The sequence below is a fragment of the Acidovorax sp. SUPP2825 genome (assembly GCF_030158995.1).
GTDB lineage: Bacteria > Pseudomonadota > Gammaproteobacteria > Burkholderiales > Burkholderiaceae_C > Paracidovorax.
This window is the reverse complement of the sequence record NZ_BQXK01000001.1, coordinates 53,582-64,741: the sequence shown is the minus strand read 5'-3', so window position 1 is coordinate 64,741 and position 11,160 is coordinate 53,582. Positions and strand designations below refer to the sequence as shown.

9 protein-coding genes and 1 pseudogene are annotated in these 11,160 nt (G+C 67.9%); 3 read left to right on the top strand and 7 right to left on the bottom strand.

Annotated features, from left to right (window positions below; all coding sequences use genetic code 11):
* Window positions 1-3 precede the first annotated feature (3 nt).
* The 6 genes from mraZ to AVAK2825_RS00275 form a co-directional block, all read right to left on the bottom strand.
* On the bottom strand, window positions 4-432 hold the full coding sequence (mraZ, locus tag AVAK2825_RS00300; protein WP_272569587.1) for a division/cell wall cluster transcriptional repressor MraZ: 429 nt from the start codon (window positions 430-432) through the stop codon (window positions 4-6).
* Window positions 433-730: 298 nt separating this feature from the next.
* Window positions 731-2,062, bottom strand: a complete 1,332-nt coding sequence (gene hslU / locus AVAK2825_RS00295) for an ATP-dependent protease ATPase subunit HslU (RefSeq protein ID WP_284393014.1) — start codon at window positions 2,060-2,062, stop codon at window positions 731-733.
* Between the two features lie 82 nt (window positions 2,063-2,144).
* Window positions 2,145-2,690 carry an ATP-dependent protease subunit HslV gene (gene hslV / locus AVAK2825_RS00290; RefSeq protein WP_272567200.1) on the bottom strand — a complete coding sequence of 182 codons (546 nt, stop codon included), beginning with the start codon at window positions 2,688-2,690 and terminating at the stop codon, window positions 2,145-2,147.
* A gap of 109 nt (window positions 2,691-2,799) precedes the next feature.
* On the bottom strand, window positions 2,800-4,533 hold the full coding sequence (locus AVAK2825_RS00285) for an STAS domain-containing protein (RefSeq protein WP_284393011.1): 1,734 nt from the start codon (window positions 4,531-4,533) through the stop codon (window positions 2,800-2,802).
* Window positions 4,534-4,586: 53 nt separating this feature from the next.
* Window positions 4,587-5,324: an RNA polymerase-binding protein DksA gene (gene dksA, locus AVAK2825_RS00280; protein ID WP_272567197.1), complete on the bottom strand. Its 738-nt coding sequence runs from the start codon at window positions 5,322-5,324 to the stop codon at window positions 4,587-4,589.
* A 175-nt stretch (window positions 5,325-5,499) separates the two neighbouring features.
* Window positions 5,500-6,582 (bottom strand): CobW family GTP-binding protein, encoded by a 1,083-nt coding sequence (locus AVAK2825_RS00275; protein WP_284393007.1) that lies wholly within the window; start codon window positions 6,580-6,582, stop codon window positions 5,500-5,502.
* 208 nt (window positions 6,583-6,790) lie between these two features.
* Here AVAK2825_RS00275 and AVAK2825_RS00270 point away from each other — a divergent pair.
* A pseudogene (locus AVAK2825_RS00270) lies at window positions 6,791-7,081 on the top strand (PAS-domain containing protein); the annotation flags it as partial.
* 143 nt (window positions 7,082-7,224) lie between these two features.
* Window positions 7,225-8,103: a sensor domain-containing diguanylate cyclase gene (locus AVAK2825_RS00265; RefSeq protein ID WP_284393004.1), complete on the top strand. Its 879-nt coding sequence runs from the start codon at window positions 7,225-7,227 to the stop codon at window positions 8,101-8,103.
* Window positions 8,104-8,113: 10 nt separating this feature from the next.
* On the opposite strand, the gene AVAK2825_RS00260 is transcribed toward AVAK2825_RS00265, so the two are convergent.
* On the bottom strand, window positions 8,114-9,295 hold the full coding sequence (locus AVAK2825_RS00260) for a class I SAM-dependent rRNA methyltransferase (RefSeq protein ID WP_284393002.1): 1,182 nt from the start codon (window positions 9,293-9,295) through the stop codon (window positions 8,114-8,116).
* 217 nt (window positions 9,296-9,512) lie between these two features.
* Between AVAK2825_RS00260 and AVAK2825_RS00255 the strand changes: the two genes are divergently transcribed.
* The gene (locus AVAK2825_RS00255; protein WP_284393000.1) at window positions 9,513-11,117 is read left to right on the top strand and encodes a methyl-accepting chemotaxis protein; all 1,605 of its coding nucleotides are present in this window, start codon (window positions 9,513-9,515) and stop codon (window positions 11,115-11,117) included.
* The last annotated feature ends 43 nt before the right edge of the window (window positions 11,118-11,160 follow it).

Sequence of the window (11,160 nt, the reverse complement as noted above, 5' to 3'; positions counted from 1 at the left end):
GCCTCAGAAAGAAAAATCCTGGAAAGCGGCCGGCATCTCGGCCTGCATGGCAACAGCCTCCTGCGCCTCGTAGGTGGCCTTGTCCCACAGCTCGAAGTGGTTGCCCATGCCGAGCAGCATCGTGTCCTTGGTGATGCCGGCGGCCTGCCGCAGTTCGGGCGAGACCAGCACGCGGCCGGTGCCGTCCATGTCCACGTCCATCGCGTTGCCGAGGAAGATGCGCTTCCACCACTGGGCGGACATGGGCAGCTCGGCAATGCGTTCGCGGAATTTTTCCCATTCGGGGCGGGGAAACACCATGAGGCAGCCGTGCGGATGCTTGGTGATGGTGAGCTGGCTGTTGGCGGTCGCCGCGAGGACGTCACGATGCCGGGTAGGCACGGAAAGCCTTCCCTTCGCATCCAGACTCAGCGATGACGCCCCTTGAAACACGGAATCGAACCCCAGCTCGTTGTCGCGCCTGCGCATCCGGAATGGACGCACGAGGGCACTTTTCACCACTTAATTGCACTTTTTTGCACTGTAGCAGGAAAAAAATACCGAGCCCCGCCAGGTGCAACAAAGTTTTGCAATGAAATCAACGACTTAGCACCGACAGTGCCAGTGGAGAACACCCAAAATGCTTTACTGAATAAGCACTTAGCCCAGGCTATGCAAGTGATACCTGAAGGCTATCGGGCAACCTGGAATCCGGGCAAGAATCCAGGGGCCCGCAACACGCCGGAATCTTTTACAAGATATAGCGCGACAAATCCTCGTCCTGGCTCAAGGACTCGAGCCGTGCGTTCACGTACGCGGCATCCACCACCACCGTCTGGCCGGACAAACGGGCGGCATCGAAGCTCACTTCGTCCAGCAGCCGCTCCATCACCGTGGACAGCCGGCGCGCGCCGATGTTCTCGGTGCGCTCGTTCACCTCGAAGGCGATGTGCGCCAGGCGCGTGATGCCCTCGGGCGCGAATTCGAGCGTGACGCCTTCGGTGGCCAGCAGGGCCTGGTACTGCTTGACCAGCGAGGCATGCGTCTGCGTGAGGATGGCTTCGAAATCCTGCACGGACAGCGATTCGAGTTCGACGCGGATCGGAAAGCGCCCCTGCAGCTCGGGGATCAGGTCGCTCGGCTTGCTCAGGTGGAAAGCGCCCGAGGCGATGAACAGGATGTGGTCCGTCTTGACCATGCCGTACTTGGTGGACACGGTGGTGCCCTCCACCAGCGGCAGCAGGTCGCGCTGCACGCCCTGGCGCGAGATGTCCGAGCCGCTCGATTCCTGGCGGGTGGCCACCTTGTCGATCTCGTCGATGAAGACGATGCCGTTCTGCTCGGCGTTCTGCACGGCGCGGGTCTTCACCTCGTCCTCGTTCACGAGCTTGGCGGCCTCCTCGTCGGTGAGCAGCTTGAGCGCCTCGGCGATCTTGAGCTTGCGCGTGCGGCGCTTTTCCTGGCCCATCTGGCTGAACATGCCGCGCAGCTGCTCGGCCATCTCTTCCATGCCCTGCGGGCCCATGATCTCCAGCTGCGGCCGGGCGTCGGCCACGTCGATCTCGATTTCCTTGTCGTCCAGCTGGCCCTCGCGCAGCTTCTTGCGGAACACCTGCCGGGCGGTGTTGTCGGCCGGCGGCGCGGCCTCGGCCGCCGCATGGCCCCGCGCGGGCGGCACCAGCACGTCGAGGATGCGGTCCTCGGCCGCGTCTTCGGCGCGGGCGCGGCCCTTCTTCATGTCGCTCTCGCGCGCCTGCTTGACGGCCATCTCGACCAGGTCGCGGACGATGGAGTCCACGTCCTTGCCCACGTAGCCCACCTCGGTGAACTTGGTGGCCTCGACCTTGATGAATGGCGCATCGGCCAGCCGGGCCAGGCGGCGCGCGATCTCGGTCTTGCCCACGCCGGTGGGGCCGATCATGAGGATGTTCTTGGGGGTGATCTCGTGGCGCAGGCTGCCTTCCACCTGCTGGCGGCGCCAGCGGTTGCGCAGCGCGATGGCAACGGCGCGCTTGGCGCTGGCCTGGCCGACGATGTGGTGGTCGAGTTCGGAGACGATTTCCTGGGGGGTCATGGACGACATGGGGACCTGTAATCAAATGAGCCGTCAGCGCATATTCTTCTAGGGCAGACAGCTATCAAAATAATAGTAACCGCCGGGGCGCTCAGAGCGTCTCGATGGTGTGGTTCATGTTGGTGTAGATGCACAGTTCGCCGGCGATCTCCAGCGACTTCTTGACCACTTCCTGCGCGCTGAGCTCGGTGTGGTTCAGCAGCGCCTTGGCCGCCGAGTGCGCATAGGCGCCGCCCGATCCGATGGCCACGATGCCCTGCTCTGGCTCCAGCACGTCGCCGTTGCCGGTGATGATGAGCGAGGCGCTGGTATCGGCCACGGCCAGCATGGCCTCCAGACGGCGCAGCACGCGGTCGGTGCGCCAGTCCTTGGTGAGTTCGATGGCCGCGCGCGTCAGGTGGCCCTGGTGCTTTTCCAGCTTGGCCTCGAACCGTTCGAAGAGCGTGAACGCATCGGCCGTGGCCCCGGCGAAGCCCGCCAGGACCTTGCCGTGGTAGAGCTTGCGCACCTTGCGCGCGGTGCCCTTGACCACGATGTTGCCCAGGGTGACCTGGCCGTCGCCGCCGATGGCGACCTGAATGCCGTCCGCCGTCTGGCGGCGGACGCTGAGGATGGTGGTGCCGTGAAACTGTTCCATAGCGTTGGCATGTGGGGATGCCTGCACGGTTTGCAACGGCCCCAGCGCACGGCGTTGCACGGGGCATGAAGAGCGGCCAGCGCGCCCTGGCGGCGCCCTGCCCCGAGGGTCAGTTCTTGCGCGGAACGACCCAGGCGTGTTCGTTCACGCCGATCACGTTGAAGAACACCGCCACCAGCCGCTGCAGGTTGACGAAGTGGACCGCATGGCCGTGGGCCTGCTGCTCGGCCGCCCAGTTGAGCACCGAGCCGGCCGCCGCGAAGTCCACGCGCACCAGGCGGTCGCACGCGATGATCAGCGGCGCGCCGGGCTTCACCTGCTCCTCGAACGGCGCCAGCAGCGGCACTGCATCGCCCTCGATGTGGCCGGACAGCGAGGCTGAAGGCTCGGCGCTCTCCAGGCCCGCCGGCATGGACGAAGGATCGCCGTAGCCCGAGGCATGCAAATCGGAGGACGTGGCATCTTCGGGCACCGGGGCCCCGCCGTCGTCGCTGGAATAGCTGCATCGCGGCGAAATCCACGATGGCGGCGAGACCTCGTAGGTCACGCAGTAGTCGAGTGCCACGAGTTCGAACTCGTCGGGTCGGCCCATGAGGCGCAGCGCCGCCATGCGCAGGCGCCACCACTCGGGGGACGTATCCCGGTCACCGGACTGGGTGCGGGCTTCCAGCACCGTGTTGAGCGCCTCCACGCCGAAGAACGTCAGCTGCACCTCCTGCTCCGCCCACTGCGTGAACAGGTTGGCCAGCAGCGGCACGGCCGCCTCGTCGATGGCGGCCAGGCGCGACCAGGTCAGCGTCCAGGGCGGCGCGGCGCGGGCGAGCGACGCCTGCAGCGCCACCACCGATTGCGCGGCCAGCGTGGTCGGCGAGTTCCAGCTGAACTCGCGCTGCGCGAAGCCCGGGGCGGCCGGCGCGGGCTGCGCCTGCAGGCCCAGCAGCTCGGGCATGGAAAACCACAGTGGCGCCGAGCGGCTGAACCGGGCCGCGTAGTCGATCGCCAGCGCATCGAAGCGCTCGTGCTCCCCGATGGCGCGGTACAAGTCGAACAGCGTCATCCAGATCTCCAGCTGCTGCTGGGGATCGTCCTGCTCGTGCTGCGCCAGCACTTCGAGCAGGCCGGACTCCGCGCCGGCATGGTCGCCATTGGCAAAGCGGATGGCGGCTTCCTCGAGGTCGGGTTCGTGCACGAATTCCTCCGGTTCTGCGGGGGCCACCTCGGGGGCCGGTGGCGGGGCGTATGCAGCAGCGGCTGCCGGCACCGCCTGCGAAGGCGATGGCGCTGCGCCGGCCCCCTCGGACGCGCCGGAGGGCAGCAGGCTCTCGCCCGAAAACAGCGGCTGCACGGCGGTCGGCGCCGACAGCACGCCAGGCAGGCTGGCGGGTGCCGTGGGGGCGAAGGCCCGGTCGTGGGCCGTGGCGATGGTGGAATCGGTGGCGGTGGCGGCGGAGTCACCCAGTTCGCTGGGCGTGGGGGTGTTCTTGCTCTTCCACCACTGCTGGGACATCTGCGCTTCGATCTCGTCGATCTTCTTGAGCGTGACGGCCCGGTCATCGGGTGATGCCATGCTGCTCTGGAAGAACGAAGGCCGCGCGGTCGGGTCTTCGGTGCGCTGGCCCTGCAGGGCCTCGCGCTTGCGCAGCTTGCGCAACTGATCGAACTCCCGGCGCCGCACGAAATCGTTGCGGCGCTTGCGCTCGATCATCTCCTTGAGCATCTGCTTGCTGTACTGGCTTTCGCGGTCGGCGTCGATGGAGTCGAGATCGGTCCAGTTGACCGTGGGGTTGCGGACGAACCGAACCATCTTGGACAACAGGCCGGGGGAAGACTCTTCCTTGCTCATGGATGGTGGGTCAGGTCGCTCGCCGCGCAAAAAGGGAAGACAGGATCGGCCGGTCAGTCCCCGAACATCTTTTGCTTGAGTTCGCGGCGCTGCTGCGCTTCCAGCGACAGCGTGGCCGTGGGGCGCGCCAGCAGCCGGCCGACGCCGATGGGCTCGCCCGTCTCGTCGCAGTAGCCGTAGTCGCCCGCATCGATGCGGCCGATGGATTGCTCGATCTTCTTGAGCAGCTTGCGTTCGCGGTCGCGCGTGCGCAGTTCAAGGGCGTGCTCTTCTTCGATGGTGGCGCGGTCGGCGGGGTCGGGCACGACCACGGTGTCTTCGCGCAGGTGCTCGGTGGTTTCACCGGCGTTGTTGTGCATGTCCTGCTTGAGCTGCACCAGCTTGTGGCGGAAGAACGCCAGCTGCTTTTCGTTCATGTACTCGCTGTCGGGCATGGCGAGCACTTCGGCGTCGCTCAGTTCTTCGGCAGACTTGGTTTTCCAGTTGCCGGCCAGCTTGGGATCTTTCTTGGCGGCCGCGACGGAATTTTGCGGTTGCAGGGTCGTAGGCATGGTGTGTGTATAGCTGGCTTTGGCGGCGGTGGAGGCCACCGCGGGTGCCATGGATGGTACGGTCAATTGGGCCAAACGGGAAGAAGGCCGGGGACTGCGCGCGGGTTCGCTCGAAGGCCCCGCGGAGGCAGGCACCGGCACGGCGGCTTTGGACTTGGCGGGCGCCTTGGCGGCCGCGCGGACGGTGCCGCTGGAGGGTGCCTTGGCATCCGCCTCGGGTTTGCTGGGTTCGGCTTTCACTTCCTGTCTCCTCGCAGTAGGGGCGGGCCCTGAGCACGCGACGCGGCTCCAGGGGCAGTAGCAGGCCTTCCGGCGTTTTACCGGGGCGCGATTGTATCGATCCAGGCCCGGCGCGAACTGGAAAGTGGCAGATATCACACAAGCCGGTGCGGCAAGCCCCAAACGGGGTCCTGTCCTACTCGGCCAGGCACTGTCCCAGGCCTTGGAGAAAGATGTCCTTGGGCAGGTCGATGCCGATGAAGACCATCTTGCTCAGGCGCTGCTCGCCCTCGGCCCACTGCGGGCCCAGATCGCTGCCCATGAGTTGGTGCACGCCCTGGAAGATCACCTTGCGCTCGGTGCCCTTCATGTTCAGCACGCCCTTGTAGCGCAGCATGCGCGGGCCGTAGATGTTGACGATGGCGCCCAGGAAGTCTTCCAGCTTGGCGGGATCGAACGGGCGCTCGGCGCGGTAGACGAAGCTCTTGACGTCATCGTCGTGGTGATGGTGGTGGCCATGTCCCTGGCCGTGCTGGTGCGAGGGGTGGTCGCAATGCTCGCCATGCGCGTGGTCGTGATCGTGGTGGTCATGCCCATGGTCGTGGTCATGCCCGTGGTCGTCTTCCTTGAGGAAATCCGGGTCGATGTCGAGCTTGGCGTTCAGGTTGAAGCCGCGCAGGTCCAGCACCTCGGCCAGAGGCACCTCGCCGAAATGCACGGCCTTGATCGGCGCGCGCGGGTTCATGTGCTTGAGGCGGTGGATCAGGGCGTCGGCCTCCTCCTTGCCCACGAGGTCGGTCTTGGACAGGAAGATCTGGTCGGCGAAGCCCACCTGGCGGCGCGCTTCCTGGCGGTCGTTGAGCTGCTGGGGGGCGTGCTTGGCGTCCACCAGGGTGATGATGGAGTCGATGAGGTAGGTCTCGGCGATCTCCTCGTCCATGAAGAAGGTCTGCGCCACGGGGCCGGGGTCGGCCAGGCCCGTGGTCTCGATCACGATGCGCTCGAAGTCGAGCAGGCCCTTGCGCCTCTTGGCGGCCAGCTGCTGCAGCGTCTCGCGCAGGTCCTCGCGGATGGTGCAGCAGATGCAGCCGTTGCTCATCTGCACGATCTGCTCCTTGGACTCGGTGACCAGGATGTCGTTGTCGATGTTCTCTTCGCCGAATTCGTTTTCGATCACGGCGATCTTCTGGCCGTGGGCCTCGGACAGCAGGCGCTTGAGCAGCGTGGTCTTGCCCGAGCCCAGGAAGCCGGTCAGGATGGTGGCGGGAATGAGGGACATGGAGAAAAGCCTTGGGTGAAACAGCGGGTGCCGCAACGCGGAAAGAAAGAAAAAGCACGGCGCGCCGGCCTCTGCAGCGCGGCCGCGAAGGCGGCTGCAGGACCATCATCCAGTGTAGCGGCGCTGTCAAGCACCCCCATCGAGCGCAACACCGTCATCGCCCTGCTATACATTGACTATCGAAGAAGCTTTTTGATACGTTTTGGCCATGGACTACCGCCTGACCGCCACGCTGCTCGACTCCCTGGGCATCGCCCTGTGCGTCTTCGACGACCAGCACCGCACCGTGCTGTGGAACCAGAGCTTCCTGCGCTTCTTTCCAGAGCACGACGGCCACGTCCACGCCGGCGAGCCGTACGCGGACAACCTGCGCCGCTTCTACCGCCAGCGCCTGGCCCCGGATGACCTGCGCTACCTGGAGCGCCATGTGGCCGACGGCATCGCGCGGCACGTGCAGCAGACGCGCCCCTACGTCTTCCAGCACCGAGGCCGCTGGCTGCGGGTGGCGGCGTCCTCCATGGGCGATGGGCACCGCGTGCGCATCTGGCTGGAGGTGGCCGAGGCCGCCCTTCCCATGCCCACCCAGGCGCCCGCACCGCCTCCCGCCGACCGGCCGACCGGCCGACCGACGATGCGCTGCAGATGCTCGAACACGCGGGCGACGGCGCCTCGGTGCAAAGCGGCGACGGGCGCATCGTGTTTGCGAGCGACCACTTTCTTGCCATGTACGGCCTGCCCTCGAAGGTGGCGGCGCTCGGGCGCAGCTACGCCGAGGTGGTGCGCCAGCATTGGGCGTCGGCCTGCGCCCCGGACGAATACGCGGCGCGCGCCGAAGACATCGTCGCCGCCCTGCACGACAGCCTGAACTTCGCCGGGGTGCCGTTCGAGGTGCCCCTGCCCGGCGGCCGCTGGGTGCGGGTGGCCATGAACCGCATGGCCGACGGGCAGACCTGCGCCTTCCACACCGACATCAGCACCGACAAGCGGCGCCAGGACGAACTGCGCGCGCTGACGGACCAATTGCGCGAGGAAAGCCTGCACGATGCGCTCACGGGCCTGCAGAACCGGCGCGGGCTGCACTCGATCGTGCAGACGCTGTCCGGCCAGCCTGGGCCGCATGCCCTGCTGTACATCGACCTGGACGGCTTCAAGGCGGTGAACGACGCGGCGGGCCACGGCGCGGGCGACCAGGTGCTGTGCCAGGTGGCCGTGCTGCTGCGCCAGTCGGTGCGCATGGCCGACACGCTGGTGCGCATCGGCGGCGACGAATTCGTCGTGGTGCTGCAGGCCTGCGAGACGCAGCAGGCGCAGGCCGTGGGGGCGAAGATCGTCCAGGCCATCCACCAGCAGGACTTCGCCGCCGAAGGCGCCCGCTTCCGCGTGGGCGCCAGCGTGGGGGTGCGCGTCTTCTCCAGCCACAGCGACAGCCCCGACGTGGTGCTGCACGATGCCGACGTGGCCTGCTACCGGGCCAAGCACAACGGCCGCGGGCGCGTCGAAGTGTTCGGCGCGGGCGGCTGAGCGCGGCCGGTTATTTGCGCATCACCGCCAGGCCCTTGAGGTATTCGCCCTCGGGAAACTCCAGCGTCATGGGGTGGTCGGGCGCGCCGCCCAGGCGCTCCAGGATGAAGCCGTCCACCCCCGCATCGGCCCCGGCCGAGGCGACGATCTTGTGGAACAGGTCGGCGCTGATGCCGCCCGAGCACGAGAAGGTGTACAGCATGCCGCCCGGCTCCAGCAGCTGCAGTGCCAGGCGGTTGATGTCTTTGTAGGCGCGCGCGGCCCGGTCGGCGTGCGCGGCGGTGGGCGCGAACTTCGGCGGGTCCAGCACGATGGCGTCGAAGGTGCGCCCGTCCTTGAGGAACTGCCGCAGCGAGGCGTTCACATCGGCATCGAGGAAATCCGCGCGGCCGGCCTCGAAGCCGTTCAGGGCGACGTGCGCCCGGGCGCGCTCCAGCGCCGGGCCGGACGAATCGATCGAGGTCACGTGCCCTGCCCCGCCCGAGAGCGCCGCGACGGTGAACCCACCCGTGTAGCAGTAGCAGTTGAGCACGCGCTGGAAGCCCAGGCGCTGCGTGGCGTCGGCAAAGCGCTTGCGGCTGTCGCGCTGGTCCAGATAGAAGCCGGTCTTGTGGCCTTCGGCGATGTCCAGCGTCAGGCGCCAGCCGTGTTCACGGATCGACAGGCCCGTCTCGCCCTCGCCGCGCAGCCAGCCGGTGGCGGGCTCCAGCCCTTCCAGCCCGCGCACGCTGGCATCGGAGCGTTCGTAGAGGCGCACCAGCCCGGTCTCCTGCAGCAGCGCGTCGGCGATCACGGCCTTCCAGCGCTCGGTGCCGGCGCTGGTGAACTGCGCCACCAGGGTGTCGCCATAGCGGTCCACGATCAGGCCGGGCAGCCCGTCGGACTCGCCGTGCACCAGGCGCACGCCATCGCTTTCAATGCCAAATCGGCCTCTGGCGCATATGGAACGCCGGCATGCTGCTATGAAAAAAGAAGCATCGATGCGCTGGGCTTCGTCGAAGCTCCACACGCGTGCGCGGATGCGCGAGGTCGGGCTGAACGCGGCCCAGGCGCGGAACTGGCCCTCGTGCGACTCCACGCGCACGGTCTCGCCGCTGTCGCCGCCGCCCTTGGCGATGGCCGATTCGAAGATCCAGGGGTGGCGGCGCAGCAGGGAGCGCTCTTTGCCGGGTCGAAGGCGTAGGGTTTTCATGCCCGCGATTGTGCGATGCCCGTGCGCCGCCCCGGCGAAAGGCATGGCGCGGGCCCGGTGGCGCGCGGCCGGGCCGGGAGGACGCAAAGCAACATTTGAGCATTGTTGAGAAACATCCGCTCACAGATTCCTACCATCCACCCCATCTCCAGCCCCCTGGCAGGAGACGCACATCCAAGCACCAAGCATTCCAACAATTTCAGGGAGAAAACACCACATGCTGCACTTCGGTCCTTTGAAAGTCGCCACCCGCCTGGCCCTGCTCCTGGCCCTCCTGTGCCTGCTCGCCGCCGGCGTCGGCACCGCCGGCCTGCTGGGCATGGCGGGCTCCAATGCCGCACTCGTGTCGGTCTATCACGACCGCGTCGTGCCGCTCAAGCAGATCAAGATCGTGGCGGACGCCTATGCCGTGAACGTCGTGGACACGGCGCACAAGGTGCGCGACGGCGCCATGACGCCCCGGCAGGGCCTCGACTCGATCGCCAGCGCACGCAAGGACATCGACGCCCAGTGGTCGGCCTACCTGTCCGCCCCGCTGATCGGCGAGGAGCGCCGGCTGGTCGCGCAATTTCGCCCGCTGCAACTGGCCGCCGATGCGGCGGTGGCGCGGCTCGAAGGCCTGCTGCACGCCGGCGACATCCCGGGGCTGACCGCCTTCGCCGCCCGCGAGATGTACCCGGCGCTCGACCCGCTGCAGACGGTGCTGTCGTCCCTCACGCAGGTGCAGCTGGACACGGCGCAGGTCGACTACGAAGCCGCCGAGGTGGCCTTCGCCGACACCCGCCTGGGGATCGTGGTGGCCGTGGCGGCGGGCGTGCTGGCCGCGCTCGGCTTCGGCTACCTCGTGGCGCGCAGCATCCTGCGCGAACTGGGCGCCGAGCCCGCCACCGCCGCCGCCCTGGCGCGCAGCGTGGCCCAGGGCGACCTCACCGTGGCCATCGCCCTCGCCCCCGGCGACGACACCAGCCTGATGGCGCAGCTGCGCCACATGCGCGACCACCTGGCCACCGTGGTGACCGCCATCCACGAGGGCGCCGAGAGCGTCTCGGCCGCTGCGGCGCAGATCGCCCAGGGCAACGGCGACCTGTCGGCGCGCACCGAGGGCCAGGCCGGCGCGCTGCAGCAGACGGCGGCGTCCATGGAGCAGTTGAGCGCCACCGTGCGCCACAACGCCGACAGCGCGCGGCAGGCCGACCAGCTGGCGCAGACCGCGTCCGCCGTGGCCCGCGAGGGCGGCGCGGTGGTGTCGGACGTGATCCAGACCATGCGCGGCATCAACGACAGCAGCCGCCAGATCGCGGACATCATCGGTGTCATCGATGCCATCGCCTTCCAGACCAACATCCTGGCGCTGAACGCCGCCGTGGAAGCGGCCCGCGCCGGCAACCAGGGCCGGGGTTTCGCCGTGGTGGCGGGCGAGGTGCGGAACCTGGCCCAGCGCGCGGCGCAGGCGGCCGGCGAGATCAAGGGCCTCATCACCGCCAGCGTGGACCGCGTGAACGCGGGCACGGCCCTGGTGGACCGCGCAGGCCAGACCATGGGCAGCGTGGTGAGCAGCATCGGCGGCCTGACCGGCCTGGTCGGCGAGATCACCGCCGCCAGCCGCGAGCAGAGCGAGGGCGTGGACCAGATCAACGGCGCCGTGACGCAGATGGACCAGACCACCCAGCACAACGCCGCCATGGTCGAGGAAATGGCCGCGGCCGCCGCTGCCCTGAGCAGCCGGGCCCGCGAACTGCTGGCCTCGGTGGCGGCCTTCAAGCTGCCCCAGGACCCCGTCCTGGCGGCCCCGCGCATCCCGCGGCGCCTGGTGCGCGGCTGATCCCGCCCCGCGGCCGGCCGCCGGCCTCCAGGCCCGGCGCCAG

Bases quoted from the DNA above. Each gene is read 5' to 3' on its own strand.
- hslU (WP_284393014.1), bottom strand. From the start codon at position 2,062: ATGTCGTCCATGACCCCCCAGGAAATCGTCTCCGAACTCGACCACCAC.
- hslV (WP_272567200.1), bottom strand. From the start codon at position 2,690: ATGGAACAGTTTCACGGCACCACCATCCTCAGCGTCCGCCGCCAGACG.
- AVAK2825_RS00285 (WP_284393011.1), bottom strand. From the start codon at position 4,533: ATGAGCAAGGAAGAGTCTTCCCCCGGCCTGTTGTCCAAGATGGTTCGG.
- AVAK2825_RS00275 (WP_284393007.1), bottom strand. From the start codon at position 6,582: ATGTCCCTCATTCCCGCCACCATCCTGACCGGCTTCCTGGGCTCGGGC.
- AVAK2825_RS00265 (WP_284393004.1), top strand. From the start codon at position 7,225: ATGCTCGAACACGCGGGCGACGGCGCCTCGGTGCAAAGCGGCGACGGG.
- AVAK2825_RS00260 (WP_284393002.1), bottom strand. From the start codon at position 9,295: ATGAAAACCCTACGCCTTCGACCCGGCAAAGAGCGCTCCCTGCTGCGC.
- AVAK2825_RS00255 (WP_284393000.1), top strand. From the start codon at position 9,513: ATGCTGCACTTCGGTCCTTTGAAAGTCGCCACCCGCCTGGCCCTGCTC.